The 23,336-nt window shown below is 64.4% G+C and carries 29 protein-coding genes; 7 read left to right on the forward strand and 22 right to left on the reverse strand.

Annotated features, from left to right (window positions below; all coding sequences use genetic code 11):
• Positions 1–33: 33 nt before the first annotated feature.
• A complete protein-coding gene (locus F8A10_RS01235; RefSeq protein WP_010398734.1) occupies positions 34–735 on the reverse strand; it encodes a glutathione S-transferase C-terminal domain-containing protein in 702 nt (233 codons plus the stop codon).
• Between the two features lie 87 nt (positions 736–822).
• Here F8A10_RS01235 and mscL point away from each other — a divergent pair, with 87 nt between their 5' ends.
• Both mscL and F8A10_RS01245 read left to right on the forward strand, forming a co-directional pair.
• The gene (gene mscL / locus F8A10_RS01240; protein ID WP_085502725.1) at positions 823–1,257 is read left to right on the forward strand and encodes a large conductance mechanosensitive channel protein MscL; all 435 of its coding nucleotides are present in this window, start codon (positions 823–825) and stop codon (positions 1,255–1,257) included.
• Between the two features lie 120 nt (positions 1,258–1,377).
• On the forward strand, positions 1,378–1,836 hold the full coding sequence (locus F8A10_RS01245; protein WP_029372484.1) for an Lrp/AsnC family transcriptional regulator: 459 nt from the start codon (positions 1,378–1,380) through the stop codon (positions 1,834–1,836).
• A gap of 63 nt (positions 1,837–1,899) precedes the next feature.
• On the opposite strand, the gene rpsU is transcribed toward F8A10_RS01245, so the two are convergent.
• Positions 1,900–2,106 (reverse strand): 30S ribosomal protein S21, encoded by a 207-nt coding sequence (gene rpsU, locus F8A10_RS01250; RefSeq protein WP_010398727.1) that lies wholly within the window; start codon positions 2,104–2,106, stop codon positions 1,900–1,902.
• Positions 2,107–2,229: 123 nt separating this feature from the next.
• On the opposite strand from rpsU, the gene F8A10_RS01255 reads away from it, so the two are divergent.
• Both F8A10_RS01255 and F8A10_RS01260 read left to right on the forward strand, forming a co-directional pair.
• Positions 2,230–2,916, forward strand: a complete 687-nt coding sequence (locus F8A10_RS01255) for a COQ9 family protein (protein ID WP_085502709.1) — start codon at positions 2,230–2,232, stop codon at positions 2,914–2,916.
• 11 nt (positions 2,917–2,927) lie between these two features.
• Positions 2,928–3,905, forward strand: coding sequence for an NAD(P)H-quinone oxidoreductase (locus F8A10_RS01260; protein WP_085502724.1), 978 nt, complete (start codon positions 2,928–2,930; stop codon positions 3,903–3,905).
• A 231-nt stretch (positions 3,906–4,136) separates the two neighbouring features.
• On the opposite strand, the gene F8A10_RS01265 is transcribed toward F8A10_RS01260, so the two are convergent.
• A complete protein-coding gene (locus F8A10_RS01265) occupies positions 4,137–4,766 on the reverse strand; it encodes a ribonuclease T2 family protein (protein WP_010398721.1) in 630 nt (209 codons plus the stop codon).
• Positions 4,767–4,926: 160 nt separating this feature from the next.
• Between F8A10_RS01265 and F8A10_RS01270 the strand changes: the two genes are divergently transcribed.
• Positions 4,927–5,676: a DUF1013 domain-containing protein gene (locus tag F8A10_RS01270; protein WP_010398719.1), complete on the forward strand. Its 750-nt coding sequence runs from the start codon at positions 4,927–4,929 to the stop codon at positions 5,674–5,676.
• Between the two features lie 57 nt (positions 5,677–5,733).
• On the opposite strand, the gene F8A10_RS01275 is transcribed toward F8A10_RS01270, so the two are convergent.
• The 7 genes from F8A10_RS01275 to F8A10_RS01305 form a co-directional block, all read right to left on the reverse strand.
• A complete protein-coding gene (locus tag F8A10_RS01275; RefSeq protein ID WP_010398717.1) occupies positions 5,734–7,206 on the reverse strand; it encodes an NAD-dependent succinate-semialdehyde dehydrogenase in 1,473 nt (490 codons plus the stop codon).
• A gap of 225 nt (positions 7,207–7,431) precedes the next feature.
• Entirely contained in the window at positions 7,432–8,307 is an 876-nt protein-coding gene (locus F8A10_RS01280; RefSeq protein ID WP_010398714.1) for a 3-hydroxybutyryl-CoA dehydrogenase, read from the reverse strand.
• 143 nt (positions 8,308–8,450) lie between these two features.
• Positions 8,451–9,377, reverse strand: coding sequence for an electron transfer flavoprotein subunit alpha/FixB family protein (locus F8A10_RS01285; RefSeq protein ID WP_152366466.1), 927 nt, complete (start codon positions 9,375–9,377; stop codon positions 8,451–8,453).
• Complete coding sequence (locus tag F8A10_RS01290; RefSeq protein WP_152366523.1) at positions 9,377–10,135, reverse strand: electron transfer flavoprotein subunit beta/FixA family protein; 759 nt, start codon at positions 10,133–10,135, stop codon at positions 9,377–9,379. The genes F8A10_RS01285 and F8A10_RS01290 overlap by 1 nt, the downstream gene beginning before the upstream one ends.
• A gap of 120 nt (positions 10,136–10,255) precedes the next feature.
• On the reverse strand, positions 10,256–10,828 hold the full coding sequence (locus tag F8A10_RS01295) for a cob(I)yrinic acid a,c-diamide adenosyltransferase (RefSeq protein ID WP_085501403.1): 573 nt from the start codon (positions 10,826–10,828) through the stop codon (positions 10,256–10,258).
• Positions 10,828–11,028, reverse strand: a complete 201-nt coding sequence (locus F8A10_RS01300; protein ID WP_029371488.1) for a twin transmembrane helix small protein — start codon at positions 11,026–11,028, stop codon at positions 10,828–10,830. The genes F8A10_RS01295 and F8A10_RS01300 overlap by 1 nt, the downstream gene beginning before the upstream one ends.
• 23 nt (positions 11,029–11,051) lie before the next feature.
• Positions 11,052–11,870 (reverse strand): SDR family NAD(P)-dependent oxidoreductase, encoded by an 819-nt coding sequence (locus tag F8A10_RS01305; RefSeq protein ID WP_152366524.1) that lies wholly within the window; start codon positions 11,868–11,870, stop codon positions 11,052–11,054.
• Between the two features lie 101 nt (positions 11,871–11,971).
• Between F8A10_RS01305 and parC the strand changes: the two genes are divergently transcribed.
• Positions 11,972–14,200: a DNA topoisomerase IV subunit A gene (gene parC / locus F8A10_RS01310; RefSeq protein WP_010393453.1), complete on the forward strand. Its 2,229-nt coding sequence runs from the start codon at positions 11,972–11,974 to the stop codon at positions 14,198–14,200.
• A 32-nt stretch (positions 14,201–14,232) separates the two neighbouring features.
• On the opposite strand, the gene F8A10_RS21020 is transcribed toward parC, so the two are convergent.
• The 9 genes from F8A10_RS21020 to cbiE form a co-directional block, all read right to left on the reverse strand.
• Positions 14,233–14,382, reverse strand: coding sequence for a hypothetical protein (locus F8A10_RS21020; protein ID WP_010393451.1), 150 nt, complete (start codon positions 14,380–14,382; stop codon positions 14,233–14,235).
• A gap of 98 nt (positions 14,383–14,480) precedes the next feature.
• A complete protein-coding gene (locus F8A10_RS01315) occupies positions 14,481–15,068 on the reverse strand; it encodes a cytochrome b/b6 domain-containing protein (RefSeq protein ID WP_152366525.1) in 588 nt (195 codons plus the stop codon).
• Positions 15,068–15,523 carry a c-type cytochrome gene (locus F8A10_RS01320; RefSeq protein ID WP_152366526.1) on the reverse strand — a complete coding sequence of 152 codons (456 nt, stop codon included), beginning with the start codon at positions 15,521–15,523 and terminating at the stop codon, positions 15,068–15,070. Before F8A10_RS01320 ends, F8A10_RS01315 begins: the two co-directional genes overlap by 1 nt.
• Positions 15,524–15,906: 383 nt before the next feature.
• A complete protein-coding gene (locus F8A10_RS01325) occupies positions 15,907–16,215 on the reverse strand; it encodes a DUF1636 family protein (protein ID WP_152366527.1) in 309 nt (102 codons plus the stop codon).
• Positions 16,200–16,949 carry a precorrin-6A synthase (deacetylating) gene (cobF, locus tag F8A10_RS01330; protein WP_010393443.1) on the reverse strand — a complete coding sequence of 250 codons (750 nt, stop codon included), beginning with the start codon at positions 16,947–16,949 and terminating at the stop codon, positions 16,200–16,202. The genes F8A10_RS01325 and cobF overlap by 16 nt, the downstream gene beginning before the upstream one ends.
• The gene (locus F8A10_RS01335) at positions 16,946–18,235 is read right to left on the reverse strand and encodes a cobyrinate a,c-diamide synthase (protein WP_152366528.1); all 1,290 of its coding nucleotides are present in this window, start codon (positions 18,233–18,235) and stop codon (positions 16,946–16,948) included. Before F8A10_RS01335 ends, cobF begins: the two co-directional genes overlap by 4 nt.
• Positions 18,232–19,005: a precorrin-4 C(11)-methyltransferase gene (gene cobM / locus F8A10_RS01340; RefSeq protein WP_010393441.1), complete on the reverse strand. Its 774-nt coding sequence runs from the start codon at positions 19,003–19,005 to the stop codon at positions 18,232–18,234. The genes F8A10_RS01335 and cobM overlap by 4 nt, the downstream gene beginning before the upstream one ends.
• Positions 19,002–19,352, reverse strand: coding sequence for a cobalamin biosynthesis protein (locus F8A10_RS01345; protein WP_029371487.1), 351 nt, complete (start codon positions 19,350–19,352; stop codon positions 19,002–19,004). Before F8A10_RS01345 ends, cobM begins: the two co-directional genes overlap by 4 nt.
• Complete coding sequence (cbiE, locus tag F8A10_RS01350) at positions 19,349–20,521, reverse strand: precorrin-6y C5,15-methyltransferase (decarboxylating) subunit CbiE (protein ID WP_152366529.1); 1,173 nt, start codon at positions 20,519–20,521, stop codon at positions 19,349–19,351. The genes F8A10_RS01345 and cbiE overlap by 4 nt, the downstream gene beginning before the upstream one ends.
• Here cbiE and F8A10_RS01355 point away from each other — a divergent pair.
• Positions 20,520–21,257 (forward strand): cobalt-precorrin-6A reductase, encoded by a 738-nt coding sequence (locus tag F8A10_RS01355; protein WP_010393438.1) that lies wholly within the window; start codon positions 20,520–20,522, stop codon positions 21,255–21,257. The genes cbiE and F8A10_RS01355 overlap by 2 nt on opposite strands.
• Here F8A10_RS01355 and cobJ read toward each other — a convergent pair.
• From cobJ to F8A10_RS01370, 3 genes are read right to left on the reverse strand one after another with little or no spacing between them, the layout of a single operon-like run.
• On the reverse strand, positions 21,233–21,961 hold the full coding sequence (cobJ, locus tag F8A10_RS01360) for a precorrin-3B C(17)-methyltransferase (protein WP_152366530.1): 729 nt from the start codon (positions 21,959–21,961) through the stop codon (positions 21,233–21,235). The genes F8A10_RS01355 and cobJ overlap by 25 nt on opposite strands.
• Positions 21,958–22,695, reverse strand: a complete 738-nt coding sequence (gene cobI / locus F8A10_RS01365) for a precorrin-2 C(20)-methyltransferase (protein WP_010393429.1) — start codon at positions 22,693–22,695, stop codon at positions 21,958–21,960. Before cobI ends, cobJ begins: the two co-directional genes overlap by 4 nt.
• 2 nt (positions 22,696–22,697) lie before the next feature.
• Complete coding sequence (locus F8A10_RS01370; RefSeq protein ID WP_152367316.1) at positions 22,698–23,327, reverse strand: precorrin-8X methylmutase; 630 nt, start codon at positions 23,325–23,327, stop codon at positions 22,698–22,700.
• Positions 23,328–23,336: the final 9 nt, after the last annotated feature.

Genomic DNA, 23,336 nt, shown 5'->3' on the forward strand with positions numbered 1-23,336 from the left:
CCGCAACTGCGGTCGCGGCGGGGCTGTGGCTGGTCAGGCTGCACCGACCTCGATCCCGCGCTGAACGGCGGGGCGGGCAAGGAAGCGGTCCAGATAGGCCTGTACGTTGCGGAACGTATCCATCCCGGTTTCCTTTTCGGCCTCATAGTTCACGCGCACGGTACGCAGCCACGGGCCGACCGACATATCGGCAATGGAATATTCGCCAGTGATCCAGTCGCGCCCTTCAAGCTGGCGATCCAGCACGCCCAAAAGCCGCCGCGCCTCGTTGTAATAGCGGGTGCGCGGGCGCGGGTCCTCGATCTCACGCCCCTTGTAGCGGTGGAAAAAGCCGACCTGGCCGAACATCGGCCCGACGCCGCCCATCTGCCACATCAGCCACTGGATGGTGTGATAGCGCGCCGCGCCGGATTTCGGCAGAAACTTGCCGGTCTTGTCGCCCAGATAGATCAGGATCGCGCCGGTTTCGAACAGACCCATCGGTTGGCCCTCAGGGCCGTCCGGATCAACGATCGCCGGGATCTTGTTATTGGGGTTCAGCGACAAAAACTCTGGCGTAAACTGGTCTTCAGGGTCACCGATCGAGATGCGATGCGCGTCATATTCAAGGCCGCATTCCTCCAGCATCACCGAAACCTTGATGCCGTTTGGCGTGTTCAGCGTGTAAAGCTGCAGCACATCGTCGCGCCGCGGCGGCCAGCGCCGTGTGATCGGAAAGTCGGATAGTGTTCCCATGTCGTTTCCTGTCTCATATTGCAAGGAGCGAGCGTGATGTGGCAGCCTTTGCCGGAACACGCGCAACAGGGTCTGAAAGGTAAGCCCATGATCAAGGAGTTCAAGGAATTCATCGCCCGGGGCAATGTCATTGACCTTGCTGTCGGCATCATCATCGGGGCGGCGTTCACGGCAATCGTGAGTTCGCTGGTGACGGATCTTATCAACCCGCTGATCGGTCTGCTGACCGGTGGCACGGATTTCAGCAGCCACTATCTGGTGCTCAAAGGCGAAGTTCCCCCGGGTGCCAGCCTGCAGGTCGCGCGCGATTCCGGTGCCTCGATCTTTGCCTGGGGCGCTTTCCTGTCGGCGGTCATCAACTTCCTGATCGTCGCCTGGGCGGTTTTCCTGATCGTCAAGGCAGTGAACAAAGTGCAAAGCACCACCAACCGCAAGAAAGAGGAGGAGCCCGCACCTGCCGGTCCGACGCAAGAAGAGCTTCTGACCGAGATCCGGGACGAACTGCGCGCGCGCCGCGTTTGACCCGCGCTGCAGGCTGTTTTTTCCCGAGCTCAAGGTTTTGCTTATCGCCGGGGCCCGGGGGCGGTATCGTCGCAGAAACCGGCGCTGTAACGCGCTTGCGACATAAGGATCGCCTGGATGATCGAGCTTGACGCAACGGATCGTCGTATTCTGTCCGTCTTGCAGCGCGATGGGCGCATGACCAACGCCGAACTGGCGGTTGAGGTCGGCTTGTCCCCCAGCGCCTGTCACCGCCGCGTCCAGCGTCTGGAAGAGGCGGGGGTGATCCGTGGTTATGTCGCCCTGCTCGACGCCCGCAAGCTTGAGCGGCCGACCACGGTTTTCGTCGAGATCACGCTTTCAGGTCAGGCGGATGAGCTGCTTGAAGCATTCGAGCGTGCGGTGCGCACCATTCCCGATGTGCTTGAATGTCATCTGATGGCGGGCTCGGCTGACTATCTGTTGAAAGTCGTTGCCCAGGATACCGACGACTTTGCCCGTATCCACCGTCAACGGCTGGCGAAACTGCCCGGGGTGCAGCAGATGCATTCGTCATTTTCGCTGCGCACGGTGGCCTTTACGACGGCGCTGCCGGTCTGATGCCCTGAAAATAGAAAACCCCCGGCAAGGCGGGGGTTTTCATAAACAATGTGATCGCTCGCCTTACAGCGCGCCTTCACGCTGCGCTTTCTTGCGCGCCAGCTTGCGGGCGCGGCGGATGGCCTCGGCTTTTTCACGGGCCTTCTTGACCGAGGGCTTCTCGAAATGCTGCTTGAGCTTCATTTCACGGAACACCCCCTCGCGCTGAAGCTTCTTCTTCAGAGCACGAAGCGCCTGTTCGACGTTGTTGTCGCGAACACTTACCTGCATGTGGTTGTCACCACCTTCCTAAGTTAGAGTTGATCTGATTTGCAGGACGCGACCTTCTAGCAAGGCGAATCGGCTTTGTCCAGATTTTCCGGGCCAGAGCCCTCGTGAGGAAAGGAGACTGCCATGACGGATGAACGGGAAAGGCTGATCGAGGCGGCCCTGCCTCATGTCGTCTTCGAAGGCATGGGTGAGCGGGCGATTGCCGAGGGCGCGCGCGACATCGGCATGGCGCCGGCACTGGCACGGGTTTATCTGCCGCGTGGCGGGGCCGATCTGGCCGCGGCCTATCATCGCAGGGGGGATGCCGGACTGCGTGCCTGGTTGGCCGAACACCCGCCAGAAGGCCGGTTCCGCGACCGTATCTGCGCCGCAGTGCTGCACCGGCTGTCACTCAGCAACCGTGAATTGGCGCGCTCGGCGGCGTCGGTTCTGGCGCTGCCCCAGAACGCCCCCCTTGGGGCCCGGCTGATCTGGGAGACAGCGGATGCGATCTGGGAAGGGCTTGGCGACCGCTCCGGGGACGTCAACTGGTATTCCAAGCGCGCGACCCTCTCGGCGGTTTATGGTGCGACGGCGCTTTACTGGCTCGGCGACGAATCGCCCGAGATTGAAGAGACGCGCCATTTTCTTGATCGGCGTATCGAGGGGGTGATGCGGTTCGAAACCTTTAAGGGGCGCGCCTCGGCCTTGCCAGGTGTCCCGACGCTCACGCGGCTTGCGACGGGCTGGATCCGGCGGCCGGAAAGCCGCAATCTGCCCGGAAAGCTGTTCACGACCCGGCATGCCGGGGCCAAGGGAGGCGATGGGTGATTCCCGATATGATGCAGGCGATTGAAATATCCTCACCGGGTGGGGCAGAGGTGCTGCGCCCGGCAAACCGTCCGGTCCCGGTGGCAGGACATGGTCAGATCCTGATCCGGATCATATGGGCCGGGGTGAACCGCCCCGATGTATTGCAACGCGCCGGCTCTTACGCGCCACCGCCGGGGGCATCAGACCTGCCGGGGCTGGAATGCGCCGGAGAGGTCGCGGCGGTGGGCCCAGGCGTGACGCGCTGGAAGCCGGGCGACCGGGTTTGCGCCCTGTTGCCGGGGGGTGGCTATGCGGAATATGCCAGCTGTCCCGCTGAACACGCACTCCCCATTCCCAAGGGGCTGTCTTTGCAAGAGGCCGCAGCTCTGCCCGAGACCGCCTTTACCGTCTGGTCCAATGTGGTCATGCGCGGTGGGCTGCAACCGGGTGAGCGGTTTTTGGTCCATGGCGGCTCTTCCGGCATCGGCACCATGGCGATCCAGATCGCACGGGCATTGGGAGCGCGGGTCTGGACGACCGCAGGTTCGGCCGAGAAATGCGCAGCTTGTGCAAAACTGGGCGCAACCGCGATCAACTATCGCGAAGAGGATTTCGTCACCTTGCTGCGCGAGGCTGGGGGAGCTGACCTGATCCTTGATATGGTCGGCGGTGACTACATTGCCCGCAATATCAGATGCCTTGCGGATGATGGCCGGCTGGTAATGATCGCTTTTCTTGCCGGGCCCAAGGCCGGGATCAACTTTGCCCAGATCATGGCCCGACGGCTGACGGTAACCGGTTCGACCCTGCGCCCACAATCTGACCTTGCCAAGGCGCGTATCGCGGATGAACTGCAAGCGAGGCTCTGGCCGCTGATCGAGGCGGGGGCGGTACGCCCGCTGATCGACAGCACCTATCCTCTGCGAGAGGCCGCCGAGGCGCATCGCCGCATGGAAGGCAGCAGCCATATCGGAAAGATCCTGTTGCAGGTCTCATCTAAGGAATGAACGCTTCAATCCTTGTTGCCCGGCCCGGTGCCTCCGGCGGGGATATTTGAACACGAAAGAAGCCGTTAACCGAATCGCAAGGATTTTAGGGCAATCTGGAATCACGGTACAGGTGGGGACGCCGATGACCGTCACGGAAGAAGCCACACCCTGGCCTCAGCTCCGGCAGGCGGGGTGTGTGCTTTTCTTGCGTGCTTAAATATCCCCGCCGGAGGCATCACAACAGTCCCATCAGCGGGGCGCTGGCAGCAGGAAGTCCCCACGACAATCGCGCTGCGCGTCGGGAGCACAAGCGCGGGGTTGCAGCTCACGGGTCAGGCAGATGCGGACTTCTTGGAGGGCATTGTTGCGGCAGGTGACTGTGATACCGTCACGGGTGAGGGTGGGGTTCGCCTCGATGAAAGCATCTTCTACCACGCGGGCGGGCAGGGCGATGTCCCTGCCGAGGTGGCGCAGGGCTTCGGGTACGATGATACTGTCGGCCGCCTTGCGCGTAAGGGAAAAATAATCCTGCGCTGATAGGCTTGAGCAGCGACCGTGCTTTTTCCACTGGTACCAAGCCAGCCCGCCCGACCCCATGATATCTGCCATGGCGCGAGTTTCGCGGCGCGAGGGATCGCGGGTGTCGGTCCGGCAATCAGATGGCCACCCACGTTCATATTGCGGCCACAGGCCGTGGACTACGAAGCCGAGGCGTCGACCGGTGTCACATTGTTCGGCATCGCTTTCTTCGCCCTCGGCACGGCACCAGCTTGGCGACCAACTGAGCGACAGGACATAATAATCGAAACGTCCCGGGATGTCCTGGGCCAGGGCAGCGGGGGTGAGCAGCAGGGTGGCGATCACGGAGATAAGCTTCATGGTCGCGAACCTAGCGTTGCGCCTGGTGTCACGCTACGAAATTCAGACTTTATTTTGGCCCTTTCTGGCCCTATATAACCTGTCAATCCCCCGAAAATGGAATGGCACCCGCCGAAAGCCGTTTTCTCCGGCCGGAAGAGATATTGTTAAGGAGAAGGTCATGAACAAGCCGCTGATGGCCAAGGCCACTGCCGTCTGGCTGGTCGACAATACGACGCTGAGCTTCAAGCAGATCGCCGATTTCTGCGGTATGCATGAGCTTGAGGTTCAGGGCATCGCCGATGGCGACGTGGCGGCTGGCGTCAAGGGATTCGATCCGATTGCCTCGAACCAGCTGGACGCCACTGAGATTGAGAAGGGTGAAAAGAACCCTGCCTACAAGCTGAAGCTCAAGCATAACCCCGCCGCCGAGGGCGAGGAAAAGCGCCGCGGCCCCCGCTATACGCCGCTGTCCAAGCGTCAGGACCGTCCGGCGGCGATCCTGTGGCTGGTCAAGTTCCATCCCGAACTGGCCGATTCGCAGATCGCCAAGCTGGTTGGCACCACCAAGCCGACCATCGCGTCGATCCGCGACCGGACGCATTGGAACATCCAGAACATCCAGCCCATCGACCCTGTTGCTTTGGGGCTTTGCCGCCAGTCCGAGCTTGATGCTGCCGTGCAAAAGGCAGCCAAGCGCAAGGCTGCTGAGGGCGGCATGATGACCGATGATGAACGTCGCAAACTGCTGTCGACCGAGACTTCGCTTGCGATGTCGGATGAGCCGCGCTTGCCCTCGTCCATCGCGGGGCTTGAGAATTTCACCCTTACCCGGGACGATGAGGACGAAAAGCCCGCAGAAGATCTGGATGCGGACAGCTTTTTCAACCTGCCCGATGCGGATGGCGACGACGAAGACGAGGATCGCTGATCCCGGCAACCCCGGAGCGATGCTCCGGGGTTTTCCGCTTCTCTGGCTCTGACGGATTCAGACAGAGAGGCAGATGTATTTCATTTCAAGATAGTCCTCGATGCCGTGGCGCGAGCCTTCGCGGCCAAGGCCCGATTGCTTGACACCGCCAAAGGGCGCGACTTCGGTCGAGATGATCCCGGTGTTCACGCCGACGATACCGTATTCCAGCGCCTCCTGAACCCGGGTAATACGGCCGATGTCCCGGGCGTAGAAATAGGCCGCAAGGCCAAAGATCGTCGCATTGGCGCGCTCGATCACCTCTGTCTCGGTGTCAAAGCGGAACAGGGGGGCAAGCGGGCCAAAGGTCTCTTCCTGCGCGACCTTCATCTTGTCGGTGATCCCGGTTATGACGGTCGGCTCAAAGAACAGCCCCTCGCGCGGTTTGCCGCCGGTGAGCACCTGTCCGCCGCCTTCAAGGGCGTCCTGAATGTGCTCCTGCACCTTTTCGACCGCAGCCTGATTGATCAGCGGGCCGGTGGTGACGCCGTCTTCAAGCCCGTCGCCGACGCGCAGCTTGTCCGCCGCCGCCGCCAGACGCCGGGCAAATTCGTCATAGACGCCAGCCTGTACATAGATGCGGTTGGCACAGACGCAGGTCTGGCCGTTGTTGCGGAACTTCGAGGCCATGGCGCCTTCGACCGCGGCATCCAGATCCGCATCGTCAAAGACGATGAAGGGGGCGTTGCCGCCAAGCTCCATCGAGCATTTCAGCACCTGACCGGCGGCCTGACGCAGCAGGATGCGCCCCACCTCGGTCGAGCCGGTAAAGGTCAGTTTCCGGATCAGCGGGTTCTCGCAGAATTCTTTGCCGATGTCGGACGATCGCGATGAGGTCACGATGCTGAACAACCCCTTGGGCACGCCCGCGCGTTCGGCAAGCACGGCCAGCGCCAGCGCCGAAAGCGGTGTCTCGGCGGCGGGGCGGCCAACAAATCCGCAGCCGGCGGCGATGGCCGGGCCGCATTTGCGGGTGATCATCGCGTTGGGAAAGTTCCACGGCGTGATCGAGCCGACCACTCCGATCGGTTGGCGGATCACGGTCAGGCGCTTGTCGGGCATATGACCGGGAATGGTCTCGCCATAGATGCGCTTGGCCTCTTCGCCGAACCACTCGATAAAGCTGGCGCCATAGGCGATCTCGCCCCTGGCCTCGGGCAGCGGTTTTCCCTGTTCGGCGGTCAGGATCTTTCCCAGATCGTCCTGGTTTTCGATCATCAGGTCGAACCATTTGCGCATCACCTGTGCGCGTTCTTTGGCGGTGCGGGCGGCCCAGCCCTTCATCGCCTGAGCCGAGGCCTCGATGGCGCGGGCGACCTCGGCGCGCGACAGGTCGGCCACCTCGGCGATCACATCGCCGCGCGCCGGGTTCACCACCGGGAAGGTCTTGCCGTCAGCGGCCGCGATCCACTCGCCAGCAACATAGGCCCGCGTTTCAAAAAGCGTGGGGTCCCGGAGCAAAAGCCGCAGATCCGTCGGATGGTTCGTCATGAAAAAAGTCCTCCAATTCGGCCGGATGCAGGCTTGCGCGTTTGCGTGCGCAACGCAAGCCGCCGCAATATTGCAGGGATCGAGGATTTGTGATGAACCCCAGCCGAGGTCCCGGCGTTGCCTTAGCATCGCCAGGCTTTCCCTCTTGGCGCTTTCTTGTGGGGCGGCGCGGTATCTCTGCGTCGCCCCTTCCTGTTGTTGTACGAGTTTGCCTGCGCCAGCGCCTTAGCGCGTGGGGACCGGCGTTTCGCCGGAATAGTCATAGAAGCCGCGCCCGGTCTTGCGGCCCAGCCAGCCCGCCTCGACATATTTCACCAGCAGCGGGCAGGGGCGGTACTTCGTATCCGCCAGCCCCTCGTGCAGCACATTCATAATGGCGAGGCAGGTGTCCAGGCCGATGAAATCCGCCAGCTCCAGCGGGCCCATGGGGTGGTTCGCGCCCAGTTTCATCGCCTGATCAATCGAGTTGACCGAACCAACGCCCTCATAAAGCGTATAAACCGCCTCGTTGATCATCGGCATCAGGATGCGGTTCACGATAAAGGCCGGAAAGTCCTCGGCACTGGCAGAAGTCTTGCCGATCTTTTCGACCACCTCGACCAAAGCCTTGTAGGTCTCTTCGTTGGTAGCGATGCCGCGGATCAGCTCGACCAGCTGCATGACCGGAACCGGGTTCATAAAGTGGAAACCCATGAAACGCTCGGGCCGGTCGGTGCGGCTGGCCAGCCGGGTGATCGAGATCGACGAAGTGTTCGAGGTCAGGATCGTCTCGGGCTTCAGATGCGGCAGCAGATCCTCAAAGATGGCCTGCTTGACAGTTTCGCGTTCGGTGGCGGCCTCGATGACCAGATCAGTCTGGCCCAGATCGGCCAGCGTCATCGTCGTGGTGATGCGTTTCAGCGCGGCCGCCTTGTCCTCGGCCGAGATCTTGCCGCGGCTGACCTGACGTTCAAGGTTGCGATCGATCAGCGCCAGCGCCTTGTCCAGCGCCTCGCGCGAGATGTCGGTCATCAACACGTCATATCCGGCCAATGCAAAGACATGGGCGATACCATTGCCCATCTGGCCTGCGCCGATCACGCCCACCGATTGAATCGCCATGAATCTCATCCTTTCGTCGGTCAGGCGGGACGATAGGCTTAAGCGGGGCGCAGGTTCAATGCAAAAACCGCCCGGTTTGCTGCCGGGCGGTTTTCAGGTCCTTTTAACCGGAGAGAGGGATCCCCCCGGGCGACGAGAGAGACTTACAACTTCTGCGTGAGTTCTGGTACGGTGGAGAAGAGGTCCCCGACGAGGCCGTAGTCTGCGATCTGGAAGATGGGGGCCTCTTCGTCCTTGTTGATGGCGACGATGACCTTGCTGTCCTTCATCCCCGCGAGGTGCTGGATCGCACCCGAGATGCCGACCGCAACGTAAAGCTCGGGCGCGACAACCTTGCCGGTCTGGCCAACCTGCCAGTCGTTCGGCGCGTAGCCCGAGTCCACCGCCGCGCGCGAGGCGCCGACCGCGGCGCCCAGCTTGTCGGCAAGCGCCTCGATGATCCCGAAGCTCTCTTTCGAGCCAAGGCCGCGACCGCCCGAGACCACACGTTTCGCCGAGGTCAGCTCGGGGCGGTCCGATTGCGCCACCTCGTCGCCGACCCAGGACGACAGGCCGGGATCCGCAGCAGCAGCCACATCCGAGACCGCGGCCGAGCCACCCTCGCCCGCCGCATCAAAGCTGGCCGTGCGGATGGTGAAGACCTTCTTTGCGTCCTTCGACCTGACCGTCTGGATCGCGTTGCCGGCATAGATCGGCCGCTCGAACGTATCCGCGCCGATCACCGCCGAGACATCCGACAGCACCATCACGTCCAGAAGCGCCGCAACCCGCGGCATGACGTTCTTGGCATCCGTCGTCGCAGGCGCGGCGATATGGTCGTAGTCACCCGCCAAAGACACGATCAGCGCCGCCGTCGGCTCGGCCAGCCGGTGGCCATAGACCGGGCTTTCCGCCACCAGCACTTTCGACACGCCGGCGATCGTCGCGGCCTCCGCGGCGGCCGCTTTCGCCGAGGCGCCGGCGCAGAGCACCGTCACATCGCCCAGGCCCCTGACCGCGCTGACCGCCTTGGCGGTCGCATCGCGGTTCAGAACACCACCCGTCACTTCTCCAAGCAGCAGAACAGCCATCAGATCACCCCCGCTTCTTTCAGCTTGCCAACCAGCTCATCGACCGAGCCGACCCTGATGCCGGCCTTGCGCCCCTCGGGCTCGCGGGTCTTGAGAACCTCAAGCCGCGGCGAAACATCCACGCCGTAATCACCGGCGGTCTTTTCATCGAGCGGCTTTTTCTTGGCCTTCATGATATTGGGCAGGCTCGCATAGCGCGGCTCGTTCAGACGCAGGTCGGCGGTCACCACCGCAGGCAGGCTGACCTCGATCGTCTGCAGCCCGCCGTCAACCTCACGCGTGACCCGGGCCTTGCCGCCATCAACCTCGAGCTTGCTGGCAAAGGTCGCCTGCGCCCAGCCCAGCAGCGCCGCCAGCATCTGGCCGGTCGCGTTCATGTCGTTGTCGATCGCCTGTTTGCCGGCGATGATCAGGCCCGCGCCCTCTTCCTGCGCCACTTTCGCCAGGATCCTGGCCACCGCCAGGGGCTCGATGTCCTGATGCACATCATCGGCCGCAACCACCAGGATCGCACGGTCCGCGCCCGTCGCAAGCGCCGTCCGCAGCGTCTCGGCTGCCTGCTTCACACCGATCGAAACCGCGATCACCTCAGAGGCCTTCCCGGACTCCTTCAGGCGGATCGCCTCCTCAACCGCAATCTCGTCGAACGGGTTCATCGACATCTTGACGTTCGCAAGATCAACACCAGTGCCGTCAGACCTAACACGGGCCTTAACGTTGTAGTCAATCACACGCTTCAATGGCACGAGAACCTTCATCGGCCGCTCCCCTTTGGTTGTGTCACCTGTTCGGAAGGTTTGTTAGCTGGCCATCAGCGGCAATAACAGGGAAAAAACGACCGTAACGCGTCGTAACATTTCCATCCTGTCGTGTTCGCGCTAACGACTGGCTCCTGGCACCCACAGGATATCCTGCGCGCCGTTATCATTGGCCACGCGCCCCGCCACGAACAGCCAGTCCGACAGGCGGTTGAGATATTTCACAGCGGCCGGATTGGCCCCTTCGGCGGCCATCAGCGCAACGGCAGCACGTTCGGCCCGGCGGGCGACAGTGCGCGACAGGTGCAGATGCGCCGCCAGCGCCGAACCGCCCGGCAGGATAAAACTGCGCAAGGGTGAAAGCGCCGCGTTCATTGCGTCGATTTCGGTCTCAAGACGCTCGACCTGCGCGTCGATCATGCGCAGGACAGTATAGGGGGCATCGGCGTCCTCTTCCATGCGCGGCCGCGACAGATCCGCGCCAAGATCGAAAAGATCGTTCTGGATCACCGCGATACGGGTCGCGATCTCGCCCCCGGCATGCAGCCGGGCGAGGCCAAGCGTCGCGTTCAATTCATCTACGGTGCCATAGGCTTCGACCCGCAGCGAATGTTTGGGCACACGCTCGCCATTCGACAGCGCGGTTTCGCCCCTGTCGCCGGTGCGGGTGTAGATTTTGTTCAACACGACCATCAGCCGCTCCTGATCCAGAGATACAGCAGAAAGACCGCGATAGCGACCGCCTGGGCGATGATGCGCCAGCGCATCAGGCGATTGCCGTGTTTGCGGTTGAACTCGCCCCCGCGGGCAAAGCCGCCGATGCCGGTGGCAAGGATCACCAGGACCACAAGGCAGCAGATCACGAGGAGATAGAAGAGCGGTTTGTCGTGCATGAAAAGCCCTTTCGGCATGCAACCTAGCTGCGGCGCGCGAACCAGTCCAGTGCGCGTGTGGACAAGAGCCTGCGCCCAAAGCCTGCGATGCGGGTCGGCGTGGTGACGTAATAGCGTGGGTGCGGGTTTGTGCTTTCCAGTGCTTCGGCGATGCGGGCGCTGACCGCCGAGGGCGGCAGCTCGAACCGGTCCTTTTTCGCGGCAGGCTCATAAAGCCGCTTTAGCAGCGTGCGGCGGTATTGGTCGGCGCGCGGGCTTGCCTGCCAGTTGATCCAGCGTTCGAAATGCGGAATCGAGTTCTGGCGGATCAGCGTGCCGATGGGGCCGGGCTCGATCAGAACAAAGCGGACGCCGGTATCTGCCATTTCTACGCGCAGCACATCGGTCAGTCCCTCAAGCGCGAATTTCGTCGCCACATAGGCGCCGCGCCAGGGGATGCCGACAAGGCCAAGGACCGAACTGATATTGACCACCCGTCCGCCATGGGCGCGGAAATGCGGCAGCAGCCGGCGGGTCAGGTCATGGGTGCCGAACAGATTCGCCTCGAATATCGCACGCAGCGCGCCGCGCGGCAGGTCCTCGGCCGCGCCGGGGATGGCGAAGGCGGCGTTGTTGACCAGCGCGTCGATGCGGCCAAGCGCCAGAGCGGCCTCGGCGCAGCGGGCGACGCTGTCTTCGTCGCCAAGCTCAAGCGGCAGGGTATCAAAGCCCTCGGCACGGCGGGCCTCGATATCCCCGGGCTTGCGACAGGTGGCGATGACGCGCCAGCCGCGTTCGCGCATGTGGCGCGCTGCGTCCAGCCCGATGCCCGAAGAACAGCCGGTGATCAGAACGGTTTTCATGCGCGCCTCCTTGCTACCCGGTTCTGCGCCAGGGCCAGCTCATGCGCAAGCCGCGCATTTCCGGCTGGACCGATGCGGTTCGCGGGCCTATTCAATCGACCATGTCCGACGATCCGAATACCCCCGATCCCAACGCGGATCAGACCACGTCCGAACCGCTGTCGCGCGCCATTGGCGAGCGGTATCTGACCTATGCGCTGTCCACGATCATGAACCGTGCGCTGCCGGATGCGCGTGACGGGTTAAAGCCGGTGCACCGCCGTATCCTGTTCGCGATGCGCGAATTGCGGCTGAGCCCGACCGGAGCTTTCCGTAAATCGGCCAAGATCAGCGGCGATGTGATGGGCAACTATCACCCCCACGGCGATGCCGCGATCTATGACGCGATGGCGCGTCTGGCCCAGCCGTTCGCCATGCGCTATCCGCTGGTGGACGGGCAGGGCAACTTTGGCAACATCGACGGCGACAACCCTGCCGCCAGCCGCTATACCGAGGCCCGCCTGACCGCAGCAGCCGAGGCGCTGATGGAGGGGCTGGCCGAGGATGCGGTCGATTTCCGCCCCAACTATGATGGCACGCTGCAAGAGCCGGTGGTGCTGCCTGCTGCATTCCCGAACCTGCTTTGCAATGGTGCCAGCGGGATCGCGGTGGGGATGGCGACGAACGTGCCTCCGCATAACCTGCATGAGGTCATCGACGCCTGTCTGCATCTGATCAAGGCACCCGATGCCCGCGACGACACGCTGATCTCGATCATGCCGGGGCCGGATTTCCCGACCGGGGGCGTGCTGGTCGAATCGCGCGAGACGATTGCCGAGGCCTATCGCACCGGCCGCGGCAGCCTGCGGCTGCGGGCGCGTTGGGTGGTCGAGGATATGGGCCGCGGCCAGTGGCAGATCGTCGTGACCGAGATCCCCTATCAGGTCCAGAAATCCAAGCTGATCGAGCGGCTGGCCGAGATCATCCAGACCAAGAAGGTGCCGATCCTTGCCGATGTGCGCGATGAATCGGCCGAAGATATCCGCATCGTGCTGGAACCGCGCACCCGCGCCGTCGATGCCGAACAGCTGATGGCCGCGCTGTTCCGGGTCAGCGACCTTGAGGTGCGCTTTGGCCTGAACATGAACGTGCTGATCGACGGGCGCGTGCCCAAGGTCTGTTCGCTGAAAGAGGTGCTGCGCGCATTCCTTGACCACCGGCGCGAGGTTCTGGTGCGGCGCTCGAACCACCGGCTGGACAAGATCGCGGCCCGGCTGGAAGTGCTGGAAGGCTACATGATCGCCTTCCTCAACCTCGACCGCGTGATCGAGATCATCCGTAATGAGGATGATCCGAAAGCTGTGATGATCGCCGAGTTCAGGCTGACCGAGGTTCAGGTCGAGGCGATCCTGAACATGCGCCTGCGTGCCCTGCGCCGTCTCGAAGAGATGGAGCTGCGCACCGAGCATGAGAAGCTGACCCATGAGCGCGAGGGCCTGATGGCCATGCTGGCTGACGAGGGCGCGCAATGGGCCAGGATTGCCGAAGAGCTGCGCGAAACGCGTTCGAAGTTCGGCAAGTCCGCGCCCGGAGGCCAGCGCCGCACCGAGATCGGCGAAGCCAGCGAGGTGGCCGAAATCGACATGGAGGCGATGATCGAGCGCGAGCCGATCACCGTGATTCTGTCCAGGATGGGCTGGATTCGCGCGCTTAAGGGTCATCAGCCGCTGGATGCCGAGGTCAAGTTCAAGGACGGCGACGGCCCCTTCATGGCGCTGCATGCCGAAACCACCGACAAGCTGATGATCTTTGCCGCCAATGGCCGCTTTTACACACTGCCCGCCAATAACCTGCCCGGCGGGCGCGGCATGGGTGAGCCGCTGCGGCTGATGATCGACCTGCCGAATGATGCGGCGGTGATCGACATGTTCCCCTGGCGCGATGGCGAGCGTTACCTTGTTGCCTCAAAGGCCGGGGACGGGTTCATCGTTGGTGCGGCGGATATCCTTGCGCAGACCCGTGCCGGCAAACAGGTACTGAATGGCGAGCCGGCGCTTTGCCGCCGCGTCGCCGGTGACCATGTTGCCGTGGTCGGTCAGAACCGCAAGATGCTGGTCTTTCCGCTGGACGAGCTGCCCGAAATGGCGCGGGGCAAGGGCGTCCGGTTGCAAAAGTTCAAGGACGGCGGCCTGTCGGACGCGATCTGCATCACCCTGGCCGAAGGTCTGCGCTGGCAGGAAAGCGGTGGCCGTACCCGGACCGAGCCCGATCTGACCGAATGGCTGGGCAAACGGGCAACAGCGGGACGTATGGCGCCACGGGGCTTTCCCCGCGATAACAAGTTCAACTGAAAAAAGGGCGGGGTTGATCCCGCCCTTTTCCTTTAGCTGTTCGTGCTCGGCGCTGGGGCCGGGCGCTCGATCTGTGTGGTCTGGTCGCTGGGGACTTTCTTGTGGCCGTTGCAATCCGCGAATGCGGGGATCGCCGCCATCGAGAAGGCCAGCGCAAGGGCGAAGGTCCTGCTGATCATCATCGGCTCCTTCATGCGGGTCAGCCATGCCAGGCTGTCAATAGGCGAGGCCCGGCATGAACCAGCCTCGCACGAAGGGGCGATTCGATCAAATGCGCCGCTTATTCCTCGCGGATCGCCTTGCGGCCGTTGATCATCGGGCTGACCAGATCCTCACGCTTCCAGAAGCGATAGAACAGCACCGCCGCGACATGCAGCAGCACCAGGATCAGGATGATGCTGGCACCCAGATTATGCCAGCCCACCGCTTTTGAGCGGGTGGCGCTGCTGACATAAGATGCCAGTGGGCCGACGTTGATATAGTCGTCGGGGTCCGAGATCAGCCCGGTCGTCACCTGCGCTGCCAGCACCGCCAGCATGACGATGACCGACAGTGCCCCCAAGGGGTTATGGCCGGGCCAGTGGCTGGGCTCGGGCAGGAACATGCTGCGCATGTACCGGGCCACGGCCCCCGGTCCCCGGACGAAATGCGCAAACCGTGCCGGGGGCGGGCCGACAAAGCCCCAGACCAGGCGAAAGATCAGCAGCCCCGCCACGACATAGCCGCACCAGAAATGCAGGGTCATCTTTGCCGGGCCGAACTGGCCAAGGCACCAGGCCGCAATCACGAAAAACGCCAAAAGCCAATGGAACCCGCGCAAAAGCGGGTCCCATAGCCGGACCTCACGGATGGGGCCGCGCCGCGACATCAGCTTTTTTCGCGATAGCTGTCGTGGCAGGCCTTGCAGGCAGCGCCCAGTTTCCCGACCACCGGGCCGATATTACCCTGACCGCCTTTGACGGCCTCGGACGCGCCTGAGGCGGCCTCGCCCAGACCGGCGAACTTGGCCTGGAAGTCCTCGGAGTTCGTCCAGATATCAGGCTTGGCAGCGGTGCCTTCGGTATCGGCCGAGCTGCTGCCTTCGATAAAGAGGGCGGGCATGTCATATTGCGTCAGCGCCTCGATATTGGCGGCGGCGCGGCTGGCGGCGGCTTCGTCATAGGCGATATCACCTTTGGCCATACCGGCAAGGGTGCCCATGTTGATGGCGAGCATCTGATAGAAACCCTGGCGTGCCTTGACGGCCTGCTTGGCCGGATCGTCCTGGGCAAAGCTTGCCAGAGGAACCGCGGCAAGGGCGGCGGCAATGAGAATCAGGCGCATGTCATCTTCCTTTTTGTGTGGCGTCTAGCTGCACTGGGGTTCGCGCAGGGGCAGGGTTGCACAACCAGGCCAAACTGCCAACGCGCCGACGATATCATTTTCGTGAAAACCCTTGGTCTTGGGCGGTTTTCCGGCGCTTTTGGGGGTTTTGGACTGCTGCTTTTCGTCGCAGTCCGGGCCAGATCACCCATAAAACGGGCACATCCGTGCTTTCGGGTGGCGCTGTCGCGGCCTGTGCTTGCGCGATGCTGCGATGCAGCGCAGGCTGAAGGGGACGGGGTCCATGCACCTCCCGTCGCCCCGGGCCGCACGGGGCTCTCATGGCAGTGACCGCCGTTCATGCCGCGTTTCCTCCCTCCGCGCGGACATGAACGGCGGGTTTTTCATCCCGCCGGGATGCGCAGCTTGAGGCAATACCGCAGCCGTCCGCAGGGTCGGGCGTCGCTGATCCAGCCGTCGGGGGCGGCAAGATAGGCGCGGATTGTAGCGGCCACGTCACCGGCATCCTCGGGGCGCAGGTCGTGAAAAAGATATGAGCCGCGCCCCGGCGATTGCACAGCCATCAAGACCGGCCGCGCGTCTTTTGCCTGCAAGGCCGTACGGCGCAGGGTGACGGTCGGGTCAAGCGTGCCAAGCGCCAGGGCCAGCGCATCGGCCTTGACCCCGGGCGGCAGGGTCAGGGTGACGGGCATCGGTCAAGCAGATAGATATCCATGATCCAGCCGTGCTCGGCCCTCGCCGTGGCGCGGGTCTCATGGATGCGGCCGGCGACTTCGGACAGGGGGCCGCTGATCAGGATCTGGTTTGGCATGCCCAGAAAGGCGCCCCACCAGATATGCACGCCCTGCGGGTCGAGATGGCGAAACGAGCATTCGCCGTCCAGCATGACGACCAGCCGCTCTGCGGTCCCGGGCCAGCCATGGTCACGGATCTGGCGGCCGGTGGTGATAAGCACCGGGGCGGCCACCGCGTTCAGCGGGATCGTATGGGCCGCGCAAAGCGCCTGAATTGCGGTGATGCCGGGGATGACCTTCACGCGCATGGGCAGGCGGTGCGCGACCCGCCCGGCGATGCGCAATGTGCTGTCGTAAAGCGAAGGATCACCCCAGACCAGCAGCGCCGGACGCATGGCGCCATGATCGCGGATCACCTGTTCCCACCGGGCCGCGATGGCGTCGTGCCATTCCTCGACGCCCTGACGATAGCCGTTTGCGGCGCCGCGCTGCGGCATGTCAAAGATCGCCAGCGGTGGCGGGCTCACCAGCGCATCGCGGCAAAGCGCAAGGCGCAACTCGGCCAGATCGGCCTTATCCTCACCTTTGGCGGGGATAAGGATCAGGTCAGCATTCGCCATTGCCGCAATGCCTTCGCGGGTCAGATGGCCGGGGCTGCCAGTGCCGATGCCGATCAACGCAAGCTCGATCATGGCGCCTCTCCGATCAGGTGAAAGAAGGTGCCGGTGGCATGGCCGCGGCGTGAGCCGGTCTCGGCCACCCTGTCGCCATTAGCGTCGGTGACCTGCGCCAAAGGCTCGTCCGGCTGCGCGAGAATCGTCGCATAGTGGAACTCATGCCCGGCCAGCGGCTGGCGGTATAGCCCGGCCAAAGGCTGAGCCCGGCGATAGCCCAGATGCATCCGGCGCTTTTCATAGCTGGTTTCAAGCCCCAGCAGGCCCGCCATCTGGTGCCGCACCCCCTGAGCATCGACCAGCCCCGCGCCCATGGCCATATAGCCACCGCATTCGCCATGAACCGGCCGTGTCTGGGAAAAACGCTGCAACCCGGCGCGAAAGCGTTCGGCCATGGCAAGCCTGCCTGCGTGCAATTCTGGATAGCCGCCGGGCAGCCAGCAGGCCCCGGCACTGTCGTCGGGGGGCTGATCCGCAAGGGGAGAAAAGGGCAGGATCTCAGCCCCGGCTGTCCTCCAGCCCTGAATAAGATGCGGATAGACAAAGGAAAACGCTTCATCCTGTGCCAGCGCGATACGTTGTGCGGGCGGAGGCAGTGGCGAAAATGGCCCGGCCACGACGCCGCCCCCAGCCGCCGCGATGATGGCGCCAAGGTCCAGATGCAGCCTTGCCGCTGCGGCAGCCGCGGCAAGCAAGGAGTCAAGGGCGGCGAGCTCCTGCGCCTGCACGAGGCCAAGGTGACGTTCGGGCAGTTCGATCCCGGCCTCGCGCGGCAGCACGCCCAGCACCGGGATGCCCAGCGGGTCCAGCGCGTGGCGCATCAGCATTTCGTGCCGGGACGAGGCGACGCGGTTCAGCACCACCCCGGCCAGTTTCACGTCGTGGCGCATCTCGCGGAACCCCAGTGCCACGGCCCCGGCGGATTGCGCCTGACCTTTGCAGTCAAGGACCAGAACCACCGGCCAGCCGGTCAGCGCGGCGATATCGGCGCTGGCGCCATTGCCGCAGCCTCCGCGCTGGGCCACGCCGTCAAATAGCCCCATCGAGCCCTCGGCGATTGCAAGATCGGCGTCCGATGTGCGCGCAATCAGATGTGCGATCTGTGCCCGTCCCATGGCCCAGCTGTCCAGATTGAACGAGTCACGCCCCGCCGCCCGGCGGTGAAAGGCGGGGTCGATATAATCAGGCCCGCTTTTAAAGGGCTGCACGGTCAGGCCGCGCGCCCGCAACGCGCCGATCAGTCCCAGCGTCACCGTGGTCTTGCCGCTGCCCGAGGCCGGGGCGCTGATGACAAGGCCCTTCATTCGGGGAACCGGGGTGTGGTGCCGACCGGCCGAAACCGGCGGTCGTAATCGCCGGCGTAAAGGCGGCTTTCCAGAAAATCCCTGGCTGCGAGAGCCCGACCGACAAGGATCAGCGCCGTGCGCTCGCCCTCGCCGATCGCCGGGTCAAGCGTGCCGAGCGTCGCCCTGACGATGCGCTGGTCAGGCCAGCTGGCGCGGAACACTACCGCGACCGGGCAATCGGCACCGTAATGGGGCAGCAGTTCGTCTTGTACCCGGTCGAGCACATGCACCGACAGGTGAATGGCAAGCGTCGCGCCAGTGGCCGCGAAATTTGCCAGCTGCTCGCCCTTTGGCATGGCCGAGGCCCGGCCCGAGGTGCGGGTCAGGACCACCGATTGCGCAATACCGGGCAGCGTGAGTTCAGCCCCAAGCGCGGCGGCGGCGGCGGCGAACGAAGGTACGCCCGGCGTCACGTCATAGGGAATGCCAAGTTCGCGCAGCCGCCGCAATTGTTCGCCCATGGCCGACCACACTGACAGATCGCCGGAATGAAGTCGCGCGACGTCATGACCGTCACGATGCGCGTTCAGGATCTCGCCAATGATCTGGTCAAGGTTCATGGGCGCGGTGTTCACGATACGCGCACCGGGCGGGCAATGGCTCAGCAGTTCCTGCGGCACCAGTGAGCCGGCATAAAGGCAGACCGGGCAAGAGGCGATCAGGTCGCGGCCGCGCAGGGTGATCAGATCGGCCGCGCCGGGGCCAGCGCCGATGAAATGGACGGTCATGCGGGGTCTCCTTCTGCGATGGCGGCGGTGGCGGTGCCATCCTGCGAGATGACGCGCGGGGCGATGATGCGCGCGCCGGGGCCAAGGGCGGCAAGGGCGGCTGCCTCGGCCAGCGAACCGGTGCCGTGGCGGGCAAGGATGCGTGGCGATTGGGTGGGCGTGGCGATGCCTGCGACCTCGACCGCGATCAGGGGCAGGCCGGTTTCGGCAGCAAGCGCACGTATTGGGGCGGCCTGCGCCTTGGCGGGCGTGGTCGCCAGCGCCTCGGCCGGGCCTGCACGGGTCAGCGCCTCGCGCAGCGCAGCCAGCGTGGCCGCTTTGCGAAAGCCGATGCCTGCCACCCTCATGGCCAGCTCCATTGCGTGACGTTGCGCGCCGGGGTCCAGCCGCGCATCCGGCCAAGAGGGGTGGCCTCTTGCAGGGCAACCCGGGTCAAATATCCGCCGCGCGCGGCATGCAAATCGATCAGCAGCGCCTCGGTTTCAAGCGTGACCGCGTTCACGACCAGTCGTGCAGGGGGCAGGGCGTCGATCAATGCCGCACTGGCCCCACCGCCGACAAAGATCGCGTCAGGCGGGGGCAGGCCAGCCAGTGCCGTGGGCGCGGCGCCGTGGATGGTGCGCATCTGTTCCGCAAGCCCAAAGGCGTCGATGTTTGCGGCGATATTGGCGATGCGGTCGGCGCGCGGCTCAATGGTCACGGCCCGCCCGCCGTTCAGGCACCATTCGACGCTGATCGAGCCCGAGCCGCCGCCGATGTCCCACAGCATTTCACCCGAACGGGGGGCAAGCGCCGCCAGAGTCATCGCCCGGACAGCCCGGCGGGTGATCTGGCCGTCATGGGCAAAGACCTCGTCCGGCAGGCCGAAACCACGTGGCAGGCCCGCCCCCGGTGGCAGATCCGCCCCGTCCAGAGCGACCGCCACCGGGGCGACACAGTCAAGCGCAAACTCCTGCGCCCGCGCCTCGCGGATACGTTCGCGGGGGCCGCCAAGCGCCTCAAGCACGACCATGCGCATCTGCCCGAACCCCTGTGCCACCAGCCATTCCGCCAGGGCGGCAGGGGCAGAGGCGTCGCGCATCAGGCAGATCGTCCGCGTTCCCCGTGCCATGACCGGGCGCAGCCGGGCAAAGGGTGCGGCGTGCAGGCCAAGACAGGTCACATCCTCCAGCCGCCAGCCCAGCCTTGCGGCGGCCAGCGAAAAGGTGCCGGGCGCGGGAAAAGCGCGCCATTCGCTATGGGGCAGAACAGCGGCAATACTGCCCCCCGCGCCATGCCAGAACGGATCGCCCGAGACAAGCGCGGCGACCTTTTGCCCGCGCAGGGCCAACAGGGGGCCAAGATCAAAGGGGACCGGCCAGGTTTTGCCGCGTGGCGCGGCAAGCCCTGCGAGTTCCAGGTGCCGGGGGGCACCAAAGACGATTTCGGCGCGATCCAGCGCTTCGCGGCTTGCAGGCGACAGGCCGGCAGGGCCATCCTCCTGAATACCGATGATGGAAAGCCAGGGATCAGCCATGACGCGCATCCTTTTGCTGGGCGGCACCACCGAAGCCGGAGCCATGGCCAGCGCGCTGGCCGCTGCCGGGCTGCAGGCGGTGTATTCTTACGCCGGCCGCACCGCGCGCCCGGTCAAACAACCCCTGCCGACGCGGATCGGCGGTTTTGGCGGTCCCGAGGGGCTGGCCGGGTATCTGCGCACCGAACGCATCAGCCATGTCATCGACGCCACCCACCCCTTTGCCAAGGGGATGAGCTGCAATGCCATTACTGCCTGCGCGGCGACGGGCACGGCGCTGATCGCGCTGGAACGCCCGCCCTGGGTGTCCGCGCCCGGTGACCGTTGGGTCAGGGTCAGCGATTATGAGGCTGCCGCCCGTGTTCTGCCGGGGGATGGCTCGGGGGTGTTTCTGGCCATCGGGCGACAGAACCTGCAACCCTTTGTCGGGATCAATCACATCTGGATGCTGCGCTTTGCCGAGGTGGCGGCCCATCCCCTGCGGGATGCGACGCTGATCGTTTCGCGCGGCCCCTTCACCGTGGCAGGTGATGTGGCGCTGATGCGCCGCCATGACATCGCCCATGTCGTTGCCAAGAATGCCGGAGGTCAGGCGGCCGAGGCCAAGATCGCGGCTGCGCGCGAACTGGGCCTGCCAGTGGTGATGATCGACCGCCCTGAGCTGCCGCCCCGCCGCGTCGTCGCAACCCCGGCCGAGGTGATGGTCTGGCTTCATGGTACGGATCGCGGCGTATAGACCCAGCTGCCAGCCCGGCGGGTGGCGCTGTTGCCAAGGATGACGACGGTGCGCATGTCCGCCATCTCGGGCAATGCCTTGCTCAGCGTCGTGGTCTGGATCACCTCATCCGGGGTCGAGACGGCCCGCGCGAATGAGATCAGCCGGTCAGGCCCGCAGCATTCGCGCAGGATGTTAAGCGCGCGGGCAAAGCCTTCGGGCCGTGCCTTTGAGCGGGGGTTATAAAAGGCCATGGCAAAATCGGCCTCGGCCGCCAGCCGCAAGCGCCGCTCGATCAGGGCCCATGGTTTAAGATTGTCCGACAGGTTGATCGCGCAGAAATCATGGCCAAGCGGTGCGCCGATCCGTGCTGCGGCGGCGAGCATGGCGGTGATGCCGGGCAGGATGCGGATTTCGGGCATGACGGTGCGGTCCTCAAGCGCCTCAAACAGCGCCGAGGCCATCGCAAAGACCCCCGGATCCCCCGATGAGACCACCACGACCCGCCGCCCGCTTTCGGCCAGATCAAGGGCCAGGCGCGCGCGCTCGACCTCGACCCGGTTGTCCGAAGGGTGCAGCGTCAGCCCTTTGCGCGGAGCGACACGGGCGACATAGGGGATATAGCCGACAACATCGGTGGCCTCGTCCAGTGCCGCGCGCACCTCGGGGGTGACGAGGTGATCGGCCCCGGGCCCAAGACCCGCCACCACGACCCAGCCGCTCATTCCGCTGCGTCCGCCAGGGGACGGCGGCCATTGCCATGCACCAGAACGGTGGCGAAATACGGGCAATTCTGCAGATCGGCGTCCGCAAGTGGGGTCACGCGCTGGTTCGGCATCGTTCCACGCTCGACCAGCCAGGCATCGGTCATCCGTCCGGCAAGGTTCAGCGCGCGGGCGATCTTGGGCAGGTTGCGGCCGGTTTTCATCACGACCACCGCATCAGCGGCGCGCATGTGGCGGGCAAGCTCGGCCTCGGGCAGGGTGCCCATCAGCACGGTCATCGCGTCATCGCCCCAGGTCATCGGACGGCCGATGGCGTTCCAGCAACCGGTCATGCCGGGGATGCCGGGGATGATCTCGACCGGCGCCAGATCCTGCAGCCGGGCGTGCAGATGCATGAACGAGCCGTAAAACAGCGGATCGCCCTCGCACAGCACGACCACGTCGCCGTCAGCCGCCAGCCCTGCAAGCCGCCCCGTCCAGTCGTCGTAAAAGGCCGAAAGCAACCGGTTGTATTCGGGGCTGTCAAAGGGGATTTCGGTCGTGACCGGATATTCCATCGCATGTTCGATCACATCCGGCGCCAGCAGGTCCGAGACGATCCGGCGGGCCTGTCCGGCGCGGCCCTTTTTGCGGAAATAGGCGATCTGGCGTGCCCCGCGGATGGCGCGGTCGGCACGGACCGAGATCAGGTCGGGATCGCCGGGGCCAAGACCCGCGCAGATGATCTTGCCCATGGCTATTCCTTTCGGCTGGCAAGTGCGTTGACGGCGGCAACCGTGATGGCCGAGCCGCCAAGCCGCCCGCGCACGATCAGTGCCGGAGCGGGCAGGTCCTTGATCAGCGCCGCCTTGGATTCAGCGGCACCGACAAAGCCAACCGGACAGCCGATAATCGCGGCGGGACGCGGGCAGGCCGGATCGCGCAGCATGTTCAACAGATGAAACAGCGCGGTCGGAGCATTGCCGATGGCGATCACCGCCCCGGCCAGATCCTCGCGCCATAGTTCAAGCGCGGCGGCGCTGCGTGTGTTGCCCATCTGCGCCGCCAGTTCCGGTACGCGGGGGTCTTGCAGGGTACAGATGATACGGTTTTTTGCGGGCAGCCGGGCGCGGGTGATCCCTTCGCTGACCATGCGCGCGTCGCACAGGATTGGTGCGCCGTCCTCTAGTGCTTTGCGCGTGGCCAGGGCCATCCCGGGCGAGAATTCCACGTCGCGTTCAAGCCCGACCAGCCCGGCGGCGTGGATCATGCGAACGACGACCGGCTCTTCTTCGGGGGAAAAGCGGGCGAGGTCGGCCTCGGCGCGGATGGTGGCAAAGGACTGCGCATAGATGCGGGCGCCGTCGGTTTCATATTGGTGCAGCATCGGGCGGCT

Source organism: Paracoccus kondratievae, assembly GCF_009301415.1.
GTDB classification, from domain to species: domain Bacteria; phylum Pseudomonadota; class Alphaproteobacteria; order Rhodobacterales; family Rhodobacteraceae; genus Paracoccus; species Paracoccus kondratievae.

Bases quoted from the DNA above. Each gene is read 5' to 3' on its own strand.
- F8A10_RS01315 (WP_152366525.1), bottom strand. From the start codon at position 15,068: ATGTCGCGGCGCGGCCCCATCCGTGAGGTCCGGCTATGGGACCCGCTT.
- F8A10_RS01335 (WP_152366528.1), bottom strand. From the start codon at position 18,235: ATGAAGGGCCTTGTCATCAGCGCCCCGGCCTCGGGCAGCGGCAAGACC.
- F8A10_RS01275 (WP_010398717.1), bottom strand. From the start codon at position 7,206: ATGACGAACCATCCGACGGATCTGCGGCTTTTGCTCCGGGACCCCACG.
- cobF (WP_010393443.1), bottom strand. From the start codon at position 16,949: ATGATCGAGCTTGCGTTGATCGGCATCGGCACTGGCAGCCCCGGCCAT.
- cobI (WP_010393429.1), bottom strand. From the start codon at position 22,695: ATGGGCAAGATCATCTGCGCGGGTCTTGGCCCCGGCGATCCCGACCTG.
- F8A10_RS01320 (WP_152366526.1), bottom strand. From the start codon at position 15,523: ATGCGCCTGATTCTCATTGCCGCCGCCCTTGCCGCGGTTCCTCTGGCA.
- F8A10_RS01325 (WP_152366527.1), bottom strand. From the start codon at position 16,215: ATGCCCGTCACCCTGACCCTGCCGCCCGGGGTCAAGGCCGATGCGCTG.
- F8A10_RS01260 (WP_085502724.1), top strand. From the start codon at position 2,928: ATGCAGGCGATTGAAATATCCTCACCGGGTGGGGCAGAGGTGCTGCGC.
- mscL (WP_085502725.1), top strand. From the start codon at position 823: ATGATCAAGGAGTTCAAGGAATTCATCGCCCGGGGCAATGTCATTGAC.
- cobJ (WP_152366530.1), bottom strand. From the start codon at position 21,961: ATGAGCGGCTGGGTCGTGGTGGCGGGTCTTGGGCCCGGGGCCGATCAC.
- F8A10_RS01345 (WP_029371487.1), bottom strand. From the start codon at position 19,352: ATGAGGGTGGCAGGCATCGGCTTTCGCAAAGCGGCCACGCTGGCTGCG.
- F8A10_RS01255 (WP_085502709.1), top strand. From the start codon at position 2,230: ATGACGGATGAACGGGAAAGGCTGATCGAGGCGGCCCTGCCTCATGTC.
- F8A10_RS21020 (WP_010393451.1), bottom strand. From the start codon at position 14,382: ATGATGATCAGCAGGACCTTCGCCCTTGCGCTGGCCTTCTCGATGGCG.
- F8A10_RS01285 (WP_152366466.1), bottom strand. From the start codon at position 9,377: ATGGCTGTTCTGCTGCTTGGAGAAGTGACGGGTGGTGTTCTGAACCGC.
- F8A10_RS01290 (WP_152366523.1), bottom strand. From the start codon at position 10,135: ATGAAGGTTCTCGTGCCATTGAAGCGTGTGATTGACTACAACGTTAAG.
- F8A10_RS01355 (WP_010393438.1), top strand. From the start codon at position 20,520: ATGACGCGCATCCTTTTGCTGGGCGGCACCACCGAAGCCGGAGCCATG.
- F8A10_RS01370 (WP_152367316.1), bottom strand. From the start codon at position 23,327: ATGCTGCACCAATATGAAACCGACGGCGCCCGCATCTATGCGCAGTCC.
- parC (WP_010393453.1), top strand. From the start codon at position 11,972: ATGTCCGACGATCCGAATACCCCCGATCCCAACGCGGATCAGACCACG.
- F8A10_RS01305 (WP_152366524.1), bottom strand. From the start codon at position 11,870: ATGAAAACCGTTCTGATCACCGGCTGTTCTTCGGGCATCGGGCTGGAC.
- cobM (WP_010393441.1), bottom strand. From the start codon at position 19,005: ATGACCGTCCATTTCATCGGCGCTGGCCCCGGCGCGGCCGATCTGATC.
- F8A10_RS01270 (WP_010398719.1), top strand. From the start codon at position 4,927: ATGAACAAGCCGCTGATGGCCAAGGCCACTGCCGTCTGGCTGGTCGAC.
- F8A10_RS01295 (WP_085501403.1), bottom strand. From the start codon at position 10,828: ATGGTCGTGTTGAACAAAATCTACACCCGCACCGGCGACAGGGGCGAA.
- rpsU (WP_010398727.1), bottom strand. From the start codon at position 2,106: ATGCAGGTAAGTGTTCGCGACAACAACGTCGAACAGGCGCTTCGTGCT.
- F8A10_RS01300 (WP_029371488.1), bottom strand. From the start codon at position 11,028: ATGCACGACAAACCGCTCTTCTATCTCCTCGTGATCTGCTGCCTTGTG.
- F8A10_RS01280 (WP_010398714.1), bottom strand. From the start codon at position 8,307: ATGGCGATTCAATCGGTGGGCGTGATCGGCGCAGGCCAGATGGGCAAT.
- F8A10_RS01235 (WP_010398734.1), bottom strand. From the start codon at position 735: ATGGGAACACTATCCGACTTTCCGATCACACGGCGCTGGCCGCCGCGG.
- F8A10_RS01265 (WP_010398721.1), bottom strand. From the start codon at position 4,766: ATGAAGCTTATCTCCGTGATCGCCACCCTGCTGCTCACCCCCGCTGCC.
- cbiE (WP_152366529.1), bottom strand. From the start codon at position 20,521: ATGGCTGATCCCTGGCTTTCCATCATCGGTATTCAGGAGGATGGCCCT.